The 20,444-nt window shown below is 70.5% G+C and carries 16 protein-coding genes; 11 read left to right on the plus strand and 5 right to left on the minus strand.

From position 1 onward, the window contains the following. Positions 1-21: 21 nt before the first annotated feature. From ACFWR9_RS35575 to ACFWR9_RS35600, 6 genes are all read left to right on the plus strand, one after another. Positions 22-786, plus strand: a complete 765-nt coding sequence (locus ACFWR9_RS35575; RefSeq protein WP_383849762.1) for a TIGR03089 family protein — start codon at positions 22-24, stop codon at positions 784-786. Positions 787-1,354: 568 nt separating this feature from the next. Beyond that, entirely contained in the window at positions 1,355-2,497 is a 1,143-nt protein-coding gene (locus ACFWR9_RS35580; RefSeq protein ID WP_383849764.1) for an LCP family protein, read from the plus strand. A gap of 261 nt (positions 2,498-2,758) precedes the next feature. Then, positions 2,759-4,456 (plus strand): LCP family protein, encoded by a 1,698-nt coding sequence (locus ACFWR9_RS35585; RefSeq protein WP_383849767.1) that lies wholly within the window; start codon positions 2,759-2,761, stop codon positions 4,454-4,456. 197 nt (positions 4,457-4,653) lie between these two features. Continuing rightward, positions 4,654-6,378 carry an LCP family protein gene (locus tag ACFWR9_RS35590; protein WP_383849770.1) on the plus strand — a complete coding sequence of 575 codons (1,725 nt, stop codon included), beginning with the start codon at positions 4,654-4,656 and terminating at the stop codon, positions 6,376-6,378. 205 nt (positions 6,379-6,583) lie between these two features. After that, complete coding sequence (locus ACFWR9_RS35595) at positions 6,584-8,335, plus strand: LCP family protein (protein WP_383849773.1); 1,752 nt, start codon at positions 6,584-6,586, stop codon at positions 8,333-8,335. A gap of 76 nt (positions 8,336-8,411) precedes the next feature. Then, positions 8,412-9,983, plus strand: coding sequence for an LCP family protein (locus tag ACFWR9_RS35600; RefSeq protein ID WP_383849775.1), 1,572 nt, complete (start codon positions 8,412-8,414; stop codon positions 9,981-9,983). Positions 9,984-9,989: 6 nt separating this feature from the next. Here the strand turns inward: ACFWR9_RS35600 and ACFWR9_RS35605 are convergent, their stop codons facing one another. Next, positions 9,990-11,045 (minus strand): glycosyltransferase family 2 protein, encoded by a 1,056-nt coding sequence (locus ACFWR9_RS35605; RefSeq protein ID WP_383849777.1) that lies wholly within the window; start codon positions 11,043-11,045, stop codon positions 9,990-9,992. 287 nt (positions 11,046-11,332) lie between these two features. Here ACFWR9_RS35605 and ACFWR9_RS35610 point away from each other — a divergent pair, with 287 nt between their 5' ends. Next, on the plus strand, positions 11,333-12,709 hold the full coding sequence (locus ACFWR9_RS35610; protein ID WP_383849780.1) for an LCP family protein: 1,377 nt from the start codon (positions 11,333-11,335) through the stop codon (positions 12,707-12,709). Between the two features lie 24 nt (positions 12,710-12,733). Here the strand turns inward: ACFWR9_RS35610 and ACFWR9_RS35615 are convergent, their stop codons facing one another. Next, positions 12,734-13,999 carry an LCP family protein gene (locus ACFWR9_RS35615; RefSeq protein ID WP_383849782.1) on the minus strand — a complete coding sequence of 422 codons (1,266 nt, stop codon included), beginning with the start codon at positions 13,997-13,999 and terminating at the stop codon, positions 12,734-12,736. Between the two features lie 120 nt (positions 14,000-14,119). On the opposite strand from ACFWR9_RS35615, the gene ACFWR9_RS35620 reads away from it, so the two are divergent. After that, positions 14,120-14,686 carry an acyl-CoA thioesterase gene (locus ACFWR9_RS35620; protein WP_352155775.1) on the plus strand — a complete coding sequence of 189 codons (567 nt, stop codon included), beginning with the start codon at positions 14,120-14,122 and terminating at the stop codon, positions 14,684-14,686. Here the strand turns inward: ACFWR9_RS35620 and ACFWR9_RS35625 are convergent. Then, positions 14,640-15,167, minus strand: coding sequence for an ATP-binding protein (locus ACFWR9_RS35625; RefSeq protein WP_383849786.1), 528 nt, complete (start codon positions 15,165-15,167; stop codon positions 14,640-14,642). The genes ACFWR9_RS35620 and ACFWR9_RS35625 overlap by 47 nt on opposite strands. Positions 15,168-15,392: 225 nt before the next feature. On the opposite strand from ACFWR9_RS35625, the gene ACFWR9_RS35630 reads away from it, so the two are divergent. Further along, positions 15,393-16,247 (plus strand): helix-turn-helix domain-containing protein, encoded by an 855-nt coding sequence (locus ACFWR9_RS35630; protein WP_383849809.1) that lies wholly within the window; start codon positions 15,393-15,395, stop codon positions 16,245-16,247. 11 nt (positions 16,248-16,258) lie between these two features. Then, positions 16,259-16,447, plus strand: a complete 189-nt coding sequence (locus ACFWR9_RS35635; RefSeq protein WP_383849789.1) for a DUF397 domain-containing protein — start codon at positions 16,259-16,261, stop codon at positions 16,445-16,447. Positions 16,448-16,481: 34 nt separating this feature from the next. On the opposite strand, the gene ACFWR9_RS35640 is transcribed toward ACFWR9_RS35635, so the two are convergent. Continuing rightward, on the minus strand, positions 16,482-17,522 hold the full coding sequence (locus ACFWR9_RS35640) for a vWA domain-containing protein (protein WP_383849792.1): 1,041 nt from the start codon (positions 17,520-17,522) through the stop codon (positions 16,482-16,484). Between the two features lie 152 nt (positions 17,523-17,674). Continuing rightward, positions 17,675-18,832 (minus strand): acyl-CoA dehydrogenase, encoded by a 1,158-nt coding sequence (locus ACFWR9_RS35645; protein ID WP_383849795.1) that lies wholly within the window; start codon positions 18,830-18,832, stop codon positions 17,675-17,677. Between the two features lie 182 nt (positions 18,833-19,014). Here ACFWR9_RS35645 and ACFWR9_RS35650 point away from each other — a divergent pair, with 182 nt between their 5' ends. After that, positions 19,015-20,358: a UDP-glucose dehydrogenase family protein gene (locus tag ACFWR9_RS35650; protein ID WP_383849797.1), complete on the plus strand. Its 1,344-nt coding sequence runs from the start codon at positions 19,015-19,017 to the stop codon at positions 20,356-20,358. Positions 20,359-20,444: the final 86 nt, after the last annotated feature.

Consider the following 20,444-nt stretch of genomic DNA (forward strand, 5'->3'; position numbering starts at 1 on the left):
GGGCCGCGTACGCTTGCGCGGGTGAACGCGACCGATCGCACCCCTGCCGACCTGCTGAGTTCCGCGCTCGCCGCGGACCCGGGACGCCCCTTGGTGACCTTCTACGACGACGCCACCGGCGAACGCGTCGAACTGTCCGTGGCCACCTTCGCCAATTGGGTGGCCAAGACCGCGAATCTGCTCCAGGACGAACTCTCCGTCGAACCCGGCGACCGGGTCGCGCTGCTGCTGCCCGCGCACTGGCAGACGGCGGTGTGGCTGCTGGCGTGCGCGTCGGTGGGTGTCGTCGCCGACGTGGCGGGTGACCCGGCGTCGGCCGACGTGGTCGTCAGCGGGCCGGAGCCCGAGTCGCTGGACGCCGCGCGGGCGTGCTCGGGCGCACGGATCGCGCTGGCGCTGCGGCCGCTCGGGGGGCGGTTCGCGCCGCGCGCGCCGGAGGGCTTCGCCGATTACGCGGTGGAGGTGCCGGGGCAGGGGGACCGGTTCGTGCCGTACGCGCCGGTGGATCCGGAGGCGGCCGCGCTGATCGTCGCCGGGCGGGAGTTCAGCGGGGCGGAGGTCGTGGAGCGGGCGCGGGCGGAGGCGTCCGGGCTGGGGCTCACCGGGCCGGGGGCGCGGATTCTGTCGGGGCTGCCGTACGACACGTGGGAGGGGTTGAGCGCGGGGTTGTACGGGCCGTTGGCGAGTGGGGGGTCGGTGGTGTTGTGCCGGCATCTGGAGCGGGCGGGGGACGGGGTGCTGGATCAGCGGATCGAGGCGGAGAGGGTTTCGGCGACGGCGCGGTGAGGTGTTTGTCGGGGGTTGGTAACTGCTCACCGCCAGCGTGCGGAGCCCCCATCTCCTCCGGAGAGAAGGTTTGGGGCCTCTCCGTCGCCCTCTGTCCGTACCCACTTGGCCAGGTCGCAAGGGATCCGGCCTCCCGGGATCGGACCACGGACAGGATCCGTGTCGCCGCCTCGGGGTCGAGTACGCCGGGGACCAGCTCGCCCAAGACCGTTCGGGGCGCGCGGCTGAGAGGGACTCACTCCTGCTCAGTCTCCAGGAACGGTTGGTGATCCAGCGTGGGGGTGGGGGTGGGCCTGGGCCCGGCGTCGGTGTGAACGCGGGGGGGCACGACTGCCCGCAGCTGAGCGGGATGTGCGACCCGCAGCCGCGCGGGGCGGCGGCTCGTAGCTGAGCGTGATGGCGACTCGCAGCCGCGCGGCGTTGCCGACGGCGGCCAAGCCGGGCGGCAGGGCGTGGCTGCGGGTGACGGCGGCGGCGTGTGTGACCCGTTCGGCTCACTACCGTTCCGCGTCCCCGCCCCGTCCGCTGCATGGTCGTAGGAGCGCACGGGTGTGGGACGGAGGGAGTCGTGAGCGATGACGCCGGCAAGGGGGCCGGGGCGTCCGCGTCCGGGGACGGGCTGAGGCGGCGGCGTCGGAGGCGGCGGCTGGCCCGGGTGGGGATCGCGGTCGGCGTGGTGGCCGTCGGTGCAGTGGGCGCCGGGTGGGTGGTGTACGCGAAGCTGAACGGCAACATCACGGCGGACGAGGCGGCGGCGGCCGAACTCGCCCGGTACGAGAAGGAGCGCCCCACCGCCCTCGTGCGCGGCGCGCGGAACGTGCTGCTGATCGGGTCGGACTCGCGCTCCGGCGACGGCAACGCGCGCTACGGACGGGACTCCGGGACCGAGCGGTCGGACACCACGATCCTGCTGCACCTGGCGGCGGGCCGGGACAGCGCCACCGCCGTCTCTCTCCCCCGCGACCTGATGGTGAACGTGCCCGGCTGCCACGGACCGGACGGGGCACGCACCGCGCCGGTGTTCACACAGTTCAACTACGCCTTCTCGGCGGGCGGTTCGGCGTGTTCGATCCGTACCGTGGAGAAGCTGACCGGCATCCGGATCGACCACCACGTGGTCGTCGACTTCCAGGGCTTCAAGAAGATGGTCGACGCGCTCGACGGCGTCGAGGTGTGCCTGCGGAAGCCGGTCGACGACGCGGACGCCAAGCTGAGACTGCCCGCGGGCCGGGTGACGCTCGACGGTGAGCAGGCGCTCGGATACGTCCGCGCCCGCAAGTCGCTCGGGGACGGCAGCGACACCGACCGGATGGACCGGCAGCAGCGCTTTCTGGGGGCGCTCGTGAACAAGGTGCAGAGCAATGGCGTGCTGCTGAATCCGGTGAAGCTGTACCCGGTGCTGGACGCGGCCACCTCGTCACTGACCACGGACCCGAATCTGGCGAGTCTGCGAGGCCTGTACGACCTCGTGCGCGGGCTGCGCGACATTCCCACCGAGCGCGTGCAGTTCCTGACCGTCCCCCGGGAGTCGTACGCGGGCGACGCCAATCGCGACCAGCTCGTGCAGCCCGACGCCGAGAAGCTCTTCACCCGGCTCCGGACGGACGAACCCGTGACGATCGCGGCGCCGGTCCATGGCGAGCCCGGTGACGCCGATTCCCCGGGGCCGACGTTCAGCGGGAACACCGCCGACGAAGACGTCTGCGAGTAAAGCGCGTTCAAAGACGCGGCAAGACGTGTGCAAGGCACGCATGAAAGTACGGACAATTGTCCAAGGAATGCGCAGGATTGCCCAGTTGTAAGTTTCATGGCATGCGTCACTGCCATCGCCCCGAGTCGAACCGGGCGGTTAGTGTGAGCGATCCGGTGTGCCCGGCCCCGAGGTTCTGCCCGGGGCCGCGCACCGAGTGAGCGAGACCGGGTGCCCTGAGGGGAGGGCGCCGCGTGGCCCCGACGGAGGATTCGGACAACCGTGGACGCGCAAGGCCGTGGACGGGCGGGCGACATCGACCCCGCAGACCAGTGGGTACTCAATCCGGACACCGGCGAATACGAACTGCGACTGTCCCCTTCCGCAGCGCAGTCGCCCGTGCCGGGTCGCCGGGCCGCCGCCGCGCCCGCTGCGGCACCGGACCGTGAGGTCCCCCCGCAGCGCAGGCGCCGTTCGGCTCCCGAGGAACCGCCGCCGGGACGGGCCGGTCGCAGGCGGCCGGCGAAGAAGAAGTCGAGGGGCAAGCGCGTCCTGCTGTGGACCGGCGGCACCATGGCGTTCGTCGTCCTCGCCGGCGGCACCGCCGGATACCTCTATCTCCAGCACCTGAACGACAACATCCAGTCCTTCCCCGACGACGGCGCGAGCACCGGTGGCTTCCAGAAGGACAAGGCCATCAACATCCTGCTGATCGGCACCGACAAGCGCACCGGCAGCGGCAACGAGGGCTACGGCGACACCGGCAGCGCCGGCCACGCCGACACCACGATCCTGCTGCACGTGTCCAAGGACCGCTCCAACGCCACCGCGCTCAGCATCCCCCGCGACCTGATAGTCGACGTCCCCGACTGCCCGACCACGCAGGAGGACGGGACGAAGAAGGTCATCCCCGGCTCCAGCGGCGTCCGCTTCAACACCAGCCTCGGCCAGAGCGGCCGTACGCCCAGCTGCACCATGCGGACCGTCACCGAGCTGACGGGGGTGACGCCGGACAACTTCATGGTGGCCGACTTCAACGCGGTCAAGACGCTGACCTCGGCCGTCGGCGGCGTCGAGGTCTGCCTGGCGAAGGACATCGACGACCCGGACTCGCACCTGAAGCTGCCCGCGGGCAAGCACACCATCGAGGGCGAGCAGGCCCTCGCCTTCGTCCGCACCCGGCACTCCGTGGGCTTCGGCGGCGACCTCAGCCGCATCGATATCCAGCAGCAGTTCCTCAGCTCGCTGATGCGCCGGCTGAAGTCCAACGACACGCTCACCAGCCCGTCGAAGATGCTGAAGCTGGCCGAGGCGGGGACCGAGGCGCTGACCGTCGACTCCAGGCTGGACAGCATCGGCAAGCTGAAGGACCTCGGCCTGGAGCTGGGCAAGCTCAACACCAAGAACCTGACCTTCACCACGGTGCCGGTGATCGACAACCCGGCCGAGAAGGTCAAGGCGACGGTCGTGCTGAAGGAGGGGCCCGCCCAGCAGGTCTTCGACATGATGCGGAACGACGTCTCCTTCACCGAGGTCAAGCAGAAGGAGAAGAAGGAGGCGGCCGCGGTCGCCGCCCGCCTCAAGGGCGAGCAGTCCGAGCCCTCCGAGGTCCGCGTCCGCGTCATGAACGGCGGCGCACCCGCGGGCAGCGCCCAGCAGGAACTCTCCTACCTCCAGACGGACGCCGGCGTCACCAAGTCCGAGAACGCGGGCAACGCCCCCGCCGACGTCGCCAAGACCACCCTCGAGTACGCCCCCGACCAGGCCGACCAGGCCCGCGCCCTCGCCGAGATCCTCGGCCTCTCCGGCGCCGCCATGAAACCCGGCGAGAGCGTCACCAACTCCCAGGGCCTGCCCACCATGACCCTCACCCTCGGCAAGGACTTCAAGGGCGCCGGAGTCAAGCTCGACACCGCCGCGGGGAAGACGCCCGAGGGCGTCGACAAGTCCACCGCGGACAAGGTCGAGTGCGCGAAGTGACCTGACGGCCTCCAAACCCGTCTGACAGTACGACAGTCCATCGGTGCGCCGGGGGACGGCCGGGACGGAAGCGGCCCCGCGGGGCGCGTGCAATCCGTCGGGGCCGCCGTACAGCCAACGAGGGGCTCCGTACGTCCAACTGTGCGAACAGGTCGCGCGCAGGGGCACGTTCGCGGGCCCGAGGGTGGGAGAGGGACATGACGCAGGGCAGTGTGCACGGGGAGGGAACACGACGGGGTGCGGTCCGGCAGGCTCGCGGCAGGAACACCGGCGCCGAGGACGGGGGCGGGGGCGGAACCGGTACGGCGGGGCCGCCGGGCCGGGGAGACCGAAGCCGCCGCCGGTCCGGGCGGCGCCGCCCCGGACGCCGGCGCCGGGCGCTGCGCTGGTCGGCGACCACCCTCGCGGTGCTGATACTCGGCACGGCGGGCGCCGGATACCTCTACTACCAGCACCTGAACGGCAACATCGAGAAGGGCGCGCGCAGCGGCGGCGACTCCAAGGCGCACCGCACCGAGCCGAACGCGGCCGGCCAGACCCCCCTGAACATCCTGCTGATCGGTTCCGACAGCCGCGCTTCCGAGGCCAACGTGGCGCTGGGGGGCGGCAAGAACAACCGCGACAACCCGCCGCTGGCCGACGTGCAGATGCTGATCCACCTGGCCGCGGACCGCAGGAGCGCGGCGGTGGTGAGCATCCCCCGTGACACCCGCGTGGACATCCCCGCGTGCAAGAACACCGAGACCGGGGAGAAGTTCCCCGCGACCAACACCATCATCAACGAGTCGCTGGCCCGCGGCGGCGCCGGCTGCACCCTGGCCACCTGGGAGAACCTCACCGGGGTCTACATCGACCACTGGATGACGATCGACTTCGCGGGCGTGGTCTCGATGGCGGACGCCGTCGGCGGCGTCGAGGTCTGTGTGAACCAGAACGTGTGGGACCGCCCGCTGCCCGGCGTACCCGGCGGCTCGGGCTTGAAGATGGAGGCCGGCCGCAACAAGGTGCAGGGCGAGCAGGCGCTCCAGTGGCTGCGCACCCGGCACGCCTGGGGCAGCGACCCGCTGCGGGCCCGGGCCCAGCACATGTACATGAACTCGATGATCCGCACGCTGAAGCAGCAGAACGTCTTCACCGACACCGGCCGCCTGATGAACCTGGCCGAGGCCGCCACCAAGTCCCTGACCGTCTCCGAGGAGATCGGCACGGTCAAGAAGCTGTACGACCTGGGCATGCAGCTCAAGACGGTGCCCACGGACCGCATCACCATGACGACGATCCCCACCGTGGCGGACGGCCAGAACGCCAACCACCTGCTGCCGGCCGCCGGCGCGGACCAGATGTGGGCGATGCTCCGCGACGACGTGTCCTTCGACGACAAGGACGGCAAGGACGGCAAGAGCGGCAAGAGCGGCGAGAGCGGCAAGAGCGGCGAGAGCGGCAAGGACGCGAAGAACCCGAAGGACGCCGAGGGCGCCACCGGGAAGCCCTCCGACGAGCCCGCCGCCGACTCCGGCATCGGCGTCCTGGTCCAGAACGCCACCCGCTCAGACACGCTCGGCCCGGTGAGCGGCCGCGCCGCCGCGGTCGCCGGGACACTGACGGAGAAGGGCTTCTCCAGGGCGACGACCGACGCCTCCGCCGCGCTCTCCGAGGAGCGGACGCTGGTCCGTTATCCGAGCGACGAGCTGGCGGGCGACGCACGGCGCGTCGCCGAGGCGCTGGGCATCCCGGCGAGCGCGGTGCGCAAGGCCACCGACGTGTCCGGGATCACGCTCGCCGTGGGAGCCGACTGGCGCTCGGGCACGTCCTATCCGAAGCAGAAGACGCCCGAGGCGGGAGACCTGCCGGACAACAGCGACGCCCTCAACGGCTCGGACACCGGCAAGTGCATGGACGTCTACAAGCCCTACCGATGGTAGGAGTTCACGAAAATAGGAGGGATTGCCCTGTTGTAGGGGAGTCGAATGTGACACCGGAGTCGTTCGACGCTGAACTGGGCGGATAGTGTGAGCGCTCCAGTGCCCCTGCCGCGAGGCCAGCCCTGGCGTCGTGCACTAGTTGACCCTTTATCGTGCGCCTTCCGGAGAAGGCGCCGCGTGGCCCCCGACGGAGGATTGGGAGACCGTGGACGCGCAAGGACGTGGGCGGGCGGACGATGTCGATCCCGCAGACCAGTGGGTACTGAATCCACGCACCGGTGAATACGAACTGCGACTGTCCCCTTCCGCACCGCAGTCATCGTCTGTTCCCCGCCCCCGCCGGGGCGCACCCCGCTCCCCCGACGCCTCCGGCGACGCGGGCGGCAGCACCGCGGGCACGGCGCGTCGTCGTACGGCCGCGCCCGGCCGCGAGGTCCCGCCCCAGCGGCGGCGCCGGCCGGCGCCCGAGGAGCCGGTACCGGGGCGGCGCGGACGCCGGCCGGAGAGGAAGTCGAAGAGCAAGAGGGCCCTGCTCTGGGTCGGCGGCAGTACGGCCTTCGTCGTCCTCGTGGCCGGGGTCGGCGGCTACGTCTACCTCAAGCACCTCGAGGGCAACGTCTCGACGACGGACGTCGGCAGTGCCGGAAGCAGCAGCTTCAAGAAGGACGAGGCCTTCAACATCCTCATCATCGGCACCGACAAGCGCACCGGTGCGGGCAACGAGGGCTACGGCGACAAGGGCAGCGTCGGGCACGCGGACACGACCATCCTGCTGCACGTGTCCAAGGACCGCTCCAACGCCACCGCGCTCAGCATCCCCCGCGACCTGATCGTCGACGTCCCCGACTGCGAGACCAAGCAGGAGGACGGCCCGAAGAAGATCATCCCCGGCACCTCGGACGTCCGCTTCAACACGAGCCTCGGCGAGAGCGGCCGGGACGCGGGCTGCACCATGCGGACGGTGAAGGAGGCGACCGGGATCCAGCCGAACCACTTCATGATGGCCGACTTCAACGCGGTCAAGACGCTGACCACCGCGGTCGACGGCGTCGACGTGTGCGTGGAAAACGCCGTGGACGACCCGAAGTCCCATCTCAAGCTCCCCGCGGGCGAGTCCAAGGTGGAGGGCGAGCAGGCGCTGGCCTTCGTCCGCACCCGGCACGCCTTCGGCAACGAGGGCGACCTGGACCGCATCAAGGTGCAGCAGCAGTTCCTCGGCTCGCTCATGCGGAAGATGTCCTCCAGCGACACCCTCACCAGCCCCACCAAGCTGGTGAAGCTCGCCGAGGCCGCGACCGAGGCCCTGACCGTGGACAAGGCCATCGGCAAGGTGAGCACGCTCAAGGACATCGCCCTGGAGCTCAAGAAGGTGCCGACGAAGAACATCACGTTCACCACGGTGCCGGTGATCGACAACCCCACCGAGAAGGTCAAGGCGACGGTGGTCGTGAACGAGGCCAAGGGGCCCCAGGTGTTCGACATGATCAGGAACGACATCTCCTTCACCGAGGTCAAGCAGAAGGAGAAGAAGGAGAAGGCCGCGGTCGCCGCCCGCCTCAAGGGCGAGCAGTCCGAGCCCTCCGAGGTCCGCGTCCGCGTCATGAACGGCGGCGCCCCCGCGGGCAGCGCCCAGCAGGAACTGTCCTACCTCCAGACGGACGCCGGCGTCACCAAGTCCGAGAACGCGGGCAACGCCCCCGCCGACGTCGCCAAGACCACCCTGGAGTACGCCCCCGACCAGGCCGACCAGGCCCGCGCCCTCGCCGAGATCCTCGGCCTCTCCGGCGCCGCCATGAAACCCGGCGAGAGCGTCACCAACTCCCAGGGCCTGCCCACCATGACCCTCACCCTCGGCAAGGACTTCAAGGGCGCCGGAGTCAAGCTCGACACCGCCTCCGTCAAGAAGCCGGACCTGGACAACGAGTCAACGGCCGACCAGAAGCAGTGCGCCAGTTGACCTGACGGGCCTGTCGTACGTCTCACATGACGGCGACGCGTCCGCGCGGTGGCGCGGTGGCGGGGAGGGACGCGCAGTGACGCGGAGCGGTGTGCAGGAGGAGGACATACGGGAGGCCGTCCCGGACGTTCAGGAGAGTGGCGGGACCGGCGGACGCCGTCCGCGGCGTGCCCGCCGGGCGCTGCGCTGGACCGCGGTGGTGCTCGCCGTGCTCCTGGCCGGCACGGCCGGTGCCGGTTACCTCTACTACGAGCACCTCAACGGCAACATCGAGAAGGACCCCCTGAACCTGGGGGACGGCAAGGTCGCCGCGCCGACGCCGAACGCGGCCGGGCAGACCCCGCTGAACATCCTCGTGATCGGCTCGGACGCCCGGGACAGCGAGGAGAACCAGCAACTGGGCGGCGCCCGCGAGACGTTCGGCTCCACACCGCTCGCGGATGTGCAGATGCTGGTGCACGTGTCCGCCGACCGCAGCAACATGTCGGTGGTGAGCATGCCGCGCGACACCCTGGTCGAGATACCCAAGTGCACCGACCCGGACGACGGGAAGGTGCACCCGGCGAGCGACGGCCGGGTGATGACCAACCAGAGCCTCGGCCACGGCGGCCCGGGCTGCACGGTGGCCACCTGGCAGGAACTGACCGGCATCCACATCGACCACTTCGTGATGGTGGACTTCGCGGGCGTGGTCGCGATGGCGGACGCCGTCGGCGGCGTCCCGGTGTGTGTGGACGCCGACATCCACTCGCGCGACAGCCAGGGCCACGGCTCCGGTCTGAAGCTGGAGAAGGGCACGCACCCGGTCAAGGGCGAGCAGGCCCTGCAGTGGCTGCGCACCCGCTACGGATTCGAGGACGGCAGCGACCTGGCGCGGGCCAGGGCCCAGCACATGTACCTCAACTCGATGGTCCGGACGCTGCGTGAGAACGCGACCCTCAGCAACCCGAACAAGCTGCGCAGGCTGGCCGAGGAGGCCACCTCGGCGCTCACCGTCGACCCGGGCCTGGACACCGTCAAGAAGCTGTACGACCTCAGCGACGAGCTGCGCCGGGTGAAGCCGGAGCGCATCACCATGACCACGATGCCCAACCGGTACGTGGGCGCGCGCGTGGAGCCGACCGAGGACGCCGAGCAGCTCTTCCGGCTGGTGCGCGAGGACATCGCGCTGGACGGCAAGGACGCGAGGAACAAGCCCGAGGCGGAGCCGGAGGAGCCGGACGACCCAGCCGCCCCCGACGACGAGATCGCGGTCCAGGTCCGCAACGGCACCCGCACGGACCGCCTCGGCGCGGCCGGCGGACGCGCGAACACGGTCGCCGGCCTCTTGGTGGAGCGGGGCTTCACCAAGGCCGTCGCGGACCCCTCGGTGCTGCCGAGCGAGGACCGCACGCGCGTCCGCTATCCGAGCGCCGACCTGGAGGGCGACGCCCGGCGCGTCGCCAAGTCCCTCGGGATACCGGCGAGTTCGGTGCAGCGGTCGACCGACGTCTCGGGGGTCACGCTCGTCGTGGGCGCCGACTGGCGCGAGGGCACGGCGTACCAGGCGCCCGAGTCCGACGACCGGACCCCGGAGTCGGCCGAGGCCCTCAACGGCGCGGACGAGAGCGCCTGCATGAAGGTGGACCCGGCGTTCAGCTGGTCCTGACCGGCGTCAGCGCACCTCGGCGGCGTCCGCGGTTCCGGGGTCGGCCTTGACGGCCGGGCGCCGCGAGGCGATGACCTTCCTGGCCAGCGACTTGGGGCTGGTCAGGAAGCCCCACCCCCACGACATGTGCATGGTCGCCAGCGCCACCGGGATCCGCACCCGCGCCTTCAGCCCGAGCCCCTTGCCCGCCGGGACCGAGCCGGCGGCGATCGCGGCCAGGTAGGCGCCCGGTACGGCGAAGCCCCACGGGGTCAGCGCGGCGCCCACCACGACACCGGCCGCGATGGCGCACACGGCGGTCGGCGGGGCGAGGTAGCGCAGGTTGATCGAGCCGGAGTGGTAGCGGGCGACGACGTGCCGCCAGCGGCCGTAGTCCTTGTACTGCTTGGCCAGCGCCCGCACGCTCGGCCGGGGGCGGTAGGACACCCGCAGCTCGGGCGAGAACCAGATCAGGCCGCCGGCCTCGCGGATGCGGAAGTTCAGCTCCCAGTCCTGGGCACGGATGAACTCCTCGTTGTACCCGCCCTGCCGCTCCAGCGCCTCGCGGCGGAAGACGCCCAGGTACACGGTCTCGGCGGGGGCGGCCTCGCCGCCGGTGTGGAAGGCGGCGTTGCCCACGCCGATCTTCGACGTCATCGCGGCGGCGACGGCGTCCTCCCACGCGTTCTCGCCCTCGGCGTGCATGATGCCGCCGACGTTGTGCGCGCCGGTCTCCTCCAGGAGCCGTACGGCCGTGGCTATGTAGCCGGGCGACAGGATGCCGTGGCCGTCGACGCGGACGACGACCGGATGGCGGGAGGCCTTGATGGCGGCGTTCAGCGCGGCGGGCGTACGGCCGGTGGGATTCGGCACGGTGTGCACGCGCGGATCCTCGGCGACGAGTTCGGCGGCGATCTCGTCCGTACGGTCCGTCGAGGGACCGAGGGCGATCACGACCTCCATCCCGCCGGCGTACTCCTGGGCGAGGATGGCGCGGATGGCGCCGCGCAGGTGCCGCTCCTCGTTGAGGACGGGCATGATCACGGAAACGGCGGGCGGCCGCACGTCGGACTTGGCGTTCATCGGTGCTCACGTTACCGCGAACGGGGGACACGGGTGCGCGGCGCGGGGGTCACGGCCCCGGGCAGCAGATCGTATGGGCCTACGGTGCTCACGGATCCCACGTCCGGCCTCACGGTCCGCAGCCAAGGGCCCGTCCTCGCGGAGGTGTCACCTTGCCCACACCGCCCCGCTCCCCCCGGGTCCCGGCCTCGTCCCCCCGGGGCGGTCCCCCGCCGCAGCGCGGTGGCCCCCGGCCCTCCGGGCGCCGGCCGAGGCCCCCCGTACGGCGGAAGAAGCCGCGCTGGGCCATGCGGACGGTGACCGCGCTGTCGGTGGTGGTGCTGGCCTCCGCCGGCATCGGGCACGCGGTGCTCTCCGGCCTGAACGCGGACATCTCGCGGGTCGACCCCTTCAAGGACATGAAGAACCGGCCCCGGGCGGGCGACGGCATGAACGTCCTGATGGTCGGGACCGACGGCCGGGACCGGATCAGCGAGGCGGAGCGGCGCACGTACAAGCTGGGCGGCGCACCCTGCCACTGCACCGACACGATCATGATCGTGCACATCTCGGAGGACCGGGAGCGGGCGAGTGTGGTGAGCCTGCCGCGCGACTCGTACGCCGAGACGCCCGGCCACACCGACCGCACCACCGGCGAGCAGCACGAGGGGCACCCGCTCAAGCTGAACGCGGCCTACGCCGAGGGCGGCCCGCAGCTGACCATCCGCACCGTGGAGAACATGACCCATGTGAAGATCGACCACTATCTGGAGGTGGACTTCACCAGCTTCATGAAGACCGTGGACGTCCTCGGCGGTGTGAAGATCTGCACCGTTCAGCCGCTGAAGGACAGCCACACCGGGCTCGACCTCGCGGCCGGCGACCACACCCTGATGGGCGGGCAGGCGCTCCAGTACGTCCGGGCCCGCCACCTCGACGGGGCCTCCGACCTGAGCCGGATGAAGCGCCAGCAGCGCTTCCTGGCCGCCCTGATCGACCGGGCGACCTCCTCGGGGATCCTGCTGAACCCGCTCAAGTTCCGTGACGTCACCCGGGCCGTGCTGGGTTCGGTGCGGGCCGACAAGGGCTTCGGCACCGACGAGCTGCTGGCGCTGGGGCGGGCGATGCGGAACTTCTCGCCGTCCTCCTCCGAGTTCACCACCGTGCCCATCGGGAAGATGGGGTACGCCGTCGAGGGCGTCGGTTCGACCTTGAAGTGGGACCCGGCGAAGTCCGAGCGGATCTTCGACGCCCTGCGCGAGGACAAGCCGCTGTCCGCGCCCCGGCCGAAGCCCACGGGTCCGGCGCCGGTGCGGGTCCCGGTGGACCCGAAGCAGATCCGGGTCCAGGTGGAGAACGGCACCCGCACCCCCGGGCTGGGCAGGCGGGTGGACGACGCGCTGGCCGCGACCGGGTTCCGCACCACCCGGGCGCCGCGGAACGCCACCGACCGCGCCGTCGAGCGCACCGTGGTCGCCTACGACCCCCGCTGGGACCAGTCGGCGAAGTCGCTGGCCGCCGCCCTGCCGGGCAGCGACCTGCGGCCGGTCAAGGGGCAGGGGGCGACGCTGAAGGTGATCGCGGGCGCCGACTTCAGGCAGGCCGTGAAGGTGCGGCCGGGCGACCCGCCGCAGGAGTCGGGCACGGTGGTGCGGGGCGACGCGGTGGTCTGCGGCAAGGAGTGAGGGGCCCCGCGGCCCGGCCCCGGCTCAGTTGCCGGAGACGGTGACCTTCTCGTCGTTCTTCAGCTCCTGGACGAGCTGCTTCACCTTGGCGTCGTCCCACTTGAGATTGGAGCCCACGCTGCCGGAGACCGGCATGTTCATCGAGGTGCCGTCGCCGCCGCTGACGCTCTTCATCGCCCAGAACATGCTCGCCAGGTCGAACAGGCCCATGTCCTTGTCGACGATGAGGGAGTCCAGGCCGGCGCCCATCGTCGGGTACAGCTTGAACGGGTTGAGGATCGTCGAGGGGGTGGCCACCTGGCTCGCCAGCGCCGACAGGAACTTCTGCTGGTTCTTCGTGCGGTCCAGGTCGGAGCCGGCCAGCGCGTACCGGGTGCGGACGAAGGCGAGGGCGTCCTCGCCGTTCAGGGTCTGCTTGCCCTTCTTGAGGTCGGCGCCGGACTTCTTGTCCTTGATGTCCTGCGGGATGTCCATCTCGACGCCGCCGACCGCGTCCACGATGTTCGCGAAGCCGGCGAAGCCGATCTCCACGTAGTGGTCCAGGCGCAGCCCGGTGTTGTGCTCGATGGTGCGCACCAGCAGCTCGGGGCCGTCCTCGGCGTACGCGGCGTTCAGCTTGGTGTGCCGGCCGGTGCCCTTGTACGTCTTGCCGGACTCGGAGCCGACGAAGGACGGGATCTCCACGTCCGAGTCGCGGGGCAGCGAGATCAGCGTCGACCCGTTGTCCCCGGTGTGCAGGATCATCATCGAGTCGGTGCGCTTGCCCTCGGCGTCACCGGTGTGCAGGCTCTGCTTCTGGTCGTCGGTCATGCCCTCGCGGCTGTCGGAGCCGACGATCAGGTAGTTCGTGCCCTCGCCGGCCTCGGGCCGCTCGATGACCTTGGACAGGTCGACCTCGCGCTTGAGCTTGGAGTCGGCCCAGAAGTAGGTGCCGACGGTGGTGACGACCAGCGCCGTCACGACCGTGATCGCGGTCCACTTGATCCGGCGGCGCCAGTCCGGCGCGGGCCGGCCGGGGCCGCCGGGGCCCTGCCCGGGTCCGTGGCCGCCGGGGCTGCCGTAGACCTGGCCGGTGTTGTAACCGCTGTCGTAGCCGTCGCCGCCGTGCCCCTGGCCGTCGACGTAGGACGGCTGCCGCGGCACCCCGCCGCCGTACGACGGGGCCGACGGCGGCGCCTGGCCGCGGCGGACCTGGCGCATCACGCGTGCGCTCTCGGGCTGTGCGCCCCCGCTGCCACGTCCGTACCGGCCGCGGTTGTCACCGGACCATCCCTCGGGCCAATCATTCATGCGCACCAGTGTGCAGGTACGTGCTGTGGGCCATACAAGGGTCGTCGGAAAATAGGGTCAGCGCTGTTGCGAAGCTGACACAAAATTACGCCGGTGTCGCCCCGGCATAAGGTGGAGGCCATGACAGACCAGGCAGAACAGGCCTCGGCCGCGCGGTCGGCGCCACCGGAGATCCCGGGCAAGGCGACCTCGGCGTCCCGCACCACCCTCAGCCACATCATGACGCACGGCGACACCAACCTTCTGGGCACCGTGCACGGCGGCGTGATCATGAAACTGGTCGACGACGCGGCCGGCGCCGTGGCGGGACGGCACTCCGGCGGGCCGGCGGTCACCGCGTCCATGGACGAGATGGCGTTCCTCGAACCGGTCCGCGTGGGCGACCTCGTCCATGTGAAGGCGCAGGTCAACTGGACCGGCCGCAGTTCCATGGAGGTCGGCGTCCGGGTCATGGCCGAACGCTGGAACGAGTCCACCCCGGCCACCCAGGTCGGCTCGGCGTACCTGGTCTTCGCCGCGGTCGACGCGGACGGCAAGCCGCGCACGGTCCCGCCGGTGCTCCCGGAGACGGAGAAGGACAAGCGCCGCTACCAGGAGGCCCAGATCCGCCGCACCCACCGCCTGGCCCGCCGCCGCGCGATCATGGAGCTGCGGGAGCGGCGGGTGGCGGAGGGGTACCAGGACTGACCGGCCGGGGCCGGCCACCGGGGTCAGGGGCAGGACACCTCACCTCGAACCAGAGCAGCTTCCCGGCCCCGCGTCCGAGCAGATCGTCGCCCAGCGACCAGCCGCCCCACGATTCGGCGCAAGCCCGCACGAGGTGCAGCCCGCGTCCGCCGCCCGCGTTCTCCGGCGGGGCGGGATCCGTGCGTCGCCCTCCGGGCGGTTCCGCGAAGGGCGCGGGGATGTACGGGTGGCTGTCCCACACCCCGACCCGCAGCCGCCCGTCGCCGAGCGCGGTGAGCCGCAGCGAGCACGGGCCGCGGGTGTGCCGGTAGGCGTTGGTGACCAGCTCGGACGTCAGCAGCTCGACGGTGTCCAGCACTTCATGCCGCCCGTGCCCACCAAGGGCGGCCCGTACGGTCACACGTGCGACGCGTGCGGCTCTGGGGTCGTGCGGCAGGCGGAGGGCGTACGCCCAGGTGTCATGCAGGGATACGGTGCCCACGGAGGAGCCTCCAGGAGAGAGGGGATTCGGCCTTGCCCAACGGCCGCGCCGAGCGGTGGCTGTGCCTGTGGGGGTGCGCTTCCGGCTTATGGGGGCGGGGAGTCGGGCGGTGGAGCGAGACTCACCATAGAGGGCCCGATGTGATACTTAACATCGAACAGGGCAGAGAATTCACATTTCCCTCGTGTGAGTGACGCGAGGGAGCGCCGCGACGAGAGAAGGACCGTGCCGCTCAGCACACCGCCCACCCTGCGCCAGCAACGTCTCGGCGCCGAACTCCGCAAGCTCCGCGAGCAGTCGGGGCTGACCTCGACCGCCGCGGCGGCACTCCTCGGGCTCAAGCAGGCACAGATCAGCAGCATCGAGTCGGGCCGTTACGCCGTCGGGGCGGACCGGGTGCGTACCCTCGCCCGCGCGTACAGCTGCCCCGACGAAGCGCTGGTAGAGGCGCTGGCCGCCATGACGGGCGGCCGCATCCGTGGCTGGTGGGACGAGTACCGGGACTATCTTCCGGTCGGTCTGATCGACCTCGCCGAACTGGAACATCACGCGGCCGCGCTGCGCGTAGCCCTGGCACTCCACATCCCCGCGCTGTTGCAGACCGCCGATCATGCCCGGGCCATGCTCAAGGAAGCTGTTCCACCCTTCCGCCCCTACGAGCTCGAACACCGCCTCTCGTACCGCATCAAGCGACAGGAGGTCCTCCACCGCGCCGGGGGTCTTCCCTACACAGCCCTGGTGCACGAAGCGGCACTGCGCATGCAGTACGGAGGGCTGGACGTCACCCGTGCCCAACTGGTCCACATCCTCGAACTGAGCGAACAGGACAACATCACAGTCCAGGTCATCCCCTACACCTCGCCCCACTTCCCCGGAAACGGTCAGCCCTTCGACTACGCGGTCGGCCCGGTCCCTCAGCTCGACACCGTCCAGTTGGACACCCACCACGGCGCCTGCGAGTTCCTGGACGCGGAGGCCCAACTGTCGAAGTACCGGACCCTCCTGAATCGCATGGAGACCTGCGCGCTCGACCCCACCGCGTCACGCAAATTCATCGAACGCCTCGCCCGGAGCCTCTGAAAGGGAACAACGTGCATCCCCTCACCTGGCAGAAGTCCACCTACAGCCCAGACGGCTCGAACTGCGTCGAGATAGCCACCACCTCGACCACAGTCCTGGTCCGCGACTCCAAGGCCCCGGCAGGGTCACGCCTCAGCTTTCCCTCCGCCGCGTGGGCGGACTTCCTCTCCCACGCAGCGGATGGCCCGTCCGGCACTTGAGGGCACAGCCGGGCGCGCCCTCAAGAACGGCGTGTCAAAGCATCAGCAGTAGCCGCGTGTTCGGTACGAGCTTCCGGTTCACGCTGGTGCTCTGCACGAAGATCGTGAAGTCGTCGTTGTGGTCCGGCCTGATGCGGACCTCCACGTCCGGCAGACCGAGCAGCGCTCGAGCCTCCGGTCCCGTGTACACCCGGTCCGTCTTCTTCTCCAGCACCGATATCTGCTTCTTCGGCTGGACCTTCTCCGACTTGCTCAGCTGGTAGAACGCACCGCCGGTACGGTACGTGTACCCGCTCTCGACGACCCAGTCCCGAATCGCCGCGTCACGCGTCACCGGGACCAGTTGGTACTTGGACGAGTCCACCGGGGTGAGGCCGGCCGCCTTGATGGTGTCCTTGTTGACGGCTTCCGCGCCCGTGGAGAACACCGCCCGCGACCCCCGGATGCCCCGAGCGCGGCCCACCATGAACTTCTCGGTGGCCTCCTGGATGACCTGCCCGGCCTCCTGCAGACCCTGCGTGCTCGTGGCGTCCCAGATGGCGATGTTGTCCTTCGGGAACCCGTACTGCATGGCCTCGCGCTTGCCCATCTGATCCGGCACGAGGACAGCCAGCGTCCAGTTGTCCTCCTGTGTCTCGATCATTCCGGCCACGGCCTCGACCAAGGCACGCGGATCCCTGGCAGGGGCGTCCGGGCAGCGATGACTCACGTTCTCCTGCCCGTCGGTGAGCACGAACGTCAGGAAGCTGTGGTCGCCGTACAGTTGGGCGGTCTGCGCCAGCTCCCGCTGCGACTTGAGCGTGGCCGCCAGCAGTGCTGTCATTCCACCGACCCGGTACATCTGCTTCAGCGACGGCATCCGCAGCACGTCCTTGTCGTAGATGACGCACTCCACCCTGTCGGCGAAGACGTACACCGTGACGCGCGTTTCCTGGTCCAACTCCTGCGATCGGCGGGCCAGATAGGCGATCTGCTCGTCGGCCACTTCGACCACCTTGTGGCTCAGGCGGGACATGGACGAACTGGCGTCCAGCACAAGAGCGACGTGATTGATGTAGTTCTGGCTTCCGGACAAGGCGGCTCCCCCTCTTTCCGACTCGATGCCCCTACCGTCTCACCCACCACTGACAATCGGTCCCGGCTCCAGGACCGGGTGGGGAGCCCAGGTCCGGAAAGAGCGAAGGGCGCCCGGCGAGGGGCGCCCTTCGGCCTTCACCCCGCCAACCGTTACGGCAGGTTCCGCGCCATCACGATGCGCTGGATCTGGTTCGTACCCTCGTACACCTGCGTGATCTTGGCGTCGCGCATCATGCGCTCCACCGGGTAGTCACGGGTGTAGCCGTAGCCGCCGAGGAGCTGGACGGCGTCGGTGGTGGCCTCCATCGCGACGTCGGAGGCGAAGCACTTGGCGGCGGCGCCCTGGAACGTCAGGTCGCTGTCGCCGCGCTGGGACTTCGCGGCGGCCGCGTAGGTGAGCTGACGGGCGGCCTCGATCTTCATGGCCATGTCGGCGAGCATGAACTGGATGCCCTGGAAGTCGGCGATCGGCTTGCCGAACTGCTTGCGCTCCCTGACGTAGCCCTTGGCGTAGTCGAGGGCGCCCTGGGCGATGCCGAGGGCCTGGGCGGCGATGGTGATGCGGGTGTGGTCCAGCGTCTTCATCGCGGTGGCGAAGCCGGTGCCCTCCTCGCCGATCATGCGGTCGGCGGGGATGCGGACGTTGTCCAGGTACACCTCACGCGTGGGCGAGCCCTTGATGCCGAGCTTCTTCTCCGGGGCGCCGAAGGAGACGCCCTCGTCGGACTTCTCGACGACGAAGGCGGAAATGCCCTTGGAGCGCTTGGCGGGGTCGGTGACGGCCATCACCGTGTAGTACTCGGACTCGCCGGCGTTGGTGATCCAGCGCTTGACGCCGTTGAGGATCCAGTGGTCGCCGTCGCGGACCGCCTTGGTCTTCATGCCGGCCGCGTCCGAGCCCGCGTCGGGCTCGGAGAGGCAGTAGGAGAACATGCCCTCGCCCTTGGCGAGCGGGGTCATGTACTTCTTCTTCAGGTCCTCGGAGCCGGAGAGGATGACCGGCAGGGAGCCGAGCTTGTTCACGGCCGGGATGAGGGAGGAGCTGGCGCAGACGCGGGCGACCTCCTCGATCACGATCACCGTGGCGAGCGCGTCGGCGCCCGCGCCGCCGTACTCCTCGGGGACGTGCACCGCGTGCAGGTCGTTCGCGGTCAGGGCGGTGAGGGCCTCGCGCGGGAAGCGGGCCTCCTCGTCCACCGCCGCGGCGTGCGGCGCGATCTTCGCCTCGGCCAGCGCACGGACGGCGTCGCGGAGCATGTCGTGCTCCTCGGACGGGCGGTACAGGTCGAAGTCAGCCGATCCGGCCAAGGTGTCTCACGCTCCAAAACGCTGTGATGCTGGGCACGCTAACTACCGTTAAGTAACCCGAATTTTAGAGCCCTGCCCGGGGTCATGGATAGGTGAGCTTGGCGACAGCCGACCGACGGGCCCACCCCGCACCCCCGTTATGCTCGGGCGCGCACCCCATGCCGTACACCTCTGGAGCACCCATGGCCCTCAAGATCACCGTGATCGGTACCGGCTATCTCGGCGCGACCCACGCGGCGGCGATGGCCGAGCTCGGTTTCGAGGTGCTGGGCCTGGACGTGGTGCCCGAGAAGATCGAGATGCTCACGCGCGGCCAGGTGCCCATGTACGAGCCCGGTCTGGAGGAGCTGCTGGCCAAGCACGTCGCCGGGATCGAGGGGTCCAGCGGGCGGCTGCGCTTCACCACCGACTTCGCGGAGGTCGCGGCCTTCGGCGACGTGCACTTCCTGTGCGTGAACACGCCGCAGAAGCACGGCGAGTACGCCTGCGACATGTCGTACGTCGAGTCCGCGTTCGCCTCGCTCGCGCCCCATCTGACGGGCCCGGCGCTGGTCGTCGGGAAGTCGACGGTGCCCGTGGGCTCCGCCGACCGGCTGGCCGCCTACCTCGCCGAGCACGCGCCGGCCGGTGCGGACGCCGAACTGGCCTGGAACCCGGAGTTCCTGCGCGAGGGCTTCGCCGTCCAGGACACGCTGCGCCCCGACCGGCTCGTGGTCGGTGTCCGCAGCGAGCGGGCGGAGAAGCTGCTGCGCGAGGTGTACGCCACACCGATCGCGGAGGGATCTCCCTTCGTCGTCACGGACTTCCCGACCGCCGAGCTGGTGAAGACCTCCGCGAACTCCTTCCTGGCCACCAAGATCTCCTTCATCAACGCGATGGCGGAGGTGTGCGAGGCGGCCGACGGCGACGTCGCCAAGCTGGCCGAGGCGATCGGGTACGACGACCGCATCGGCAAGAAGTTCCTGCGGGCCGGGATCGGCTTCGGCGGCGGCTGTCTGCCCAAGGACATCCGGGCGTTCATGGCGCGCGCCGGCGAGCTGGGCGCCGACCAGGCGCTCACGTTCCTGCGCGAGATCGACTCGATCAACATGCGCCAGCGCGGCCAGATGGTGGAGCTGACCCGGCAGGCGCTCGGGGGCGGCCCGTTCCTCGGCAAGCGGATCGCGGTGCTCGGCGCCACCTTCAAGCCCGACTCGGACGACGTACGGGACTCCCCCGCGCTGAACGTCGCCGGGCAGGTCCACCTCCAGGGCGCCCAGGTGACGGTGTACGACCCCAAGGGCATGGCGAACGCGCGGCGGCTCTTCCCGACGCTCGGGTACGCCGACTCCGCGCTGGAGGCGGTGCGGGGCGCCGACGTGGTGCTGCACCTGACGGAGTGGCGGGAGTTCCGCGAGCTGGACCCCGAGGCGCTGGGCGAGGCCGCGGCGGCCCGGGTGATCCTGGACGGGCGCAACGCGCTGGACCCGGAGACCTGGCGCAAGGCCGGCTGGACCTACCGGGCGATGGGCCGCCCCACGGCCTAGCCCATCATCTGGTGAAGGGTGGCGGGGGGGGGGGGGGGGGGGGGGCGCGCGGGGCCGGCCGCGCCGGCCGGGCCGCCGCGCCGCGC

Source organism: Streptomyces sp. NPDC058534 (assembly GCF_042717365.1).
Lineage (GTDB): Bacteria > Actinomycetota > Actinomycetes > Streptomycetales > Streptomycetaceae > Streptomyces.

Bases quoted from the DNA above. Each gene is read 5' to 3' on its own strand.
- ACFWR9_RS35615 (WP_383849782.1), bottom strand. From the start codon at position 13,999: ATGAATGATTGGCCCGAGGGATGGTCCGGTGACAACCGCGGCCGGTAC.
- ACFWR9_RS35605 (WP_383849777.1), bottom strand. From the start codon at position 11,045: ATGAACGCCAAGTCCGACGTGCGGCCGCCCGCCGTTTCCGTGATCATG.
- ACFWR9_RS35620 (WP_352155775.1), top strand. From the start codon at position 14,120: ATGACAGACCAGGCAGAACAGGCCTCGGCCGCGCGGTCGGCGCCACCG.
- ACFWR9_RS35650 (WP_383849797.1), top strand. From the start codon at position 19,015: ATGGCCCTCAAGATCACCGTGATCGGTACCGGCTATCTCGGCGCGACC.
- ACFWR9_RS35590 (WP_383849770.1), top strand. From the start codon at position 4,654: ATGACGCAGGGCAGTGTGCACGGGGAGGGAACACGACGGGGTGCGGTC.
- ACFWR9_RS35610 (WP_383849780.1), top strand. From the start codon at position 11,333: ATGCGGACGGTGACCGCGCTGTCGGTGGTGGTGCTGGCCTCCGCCGGC.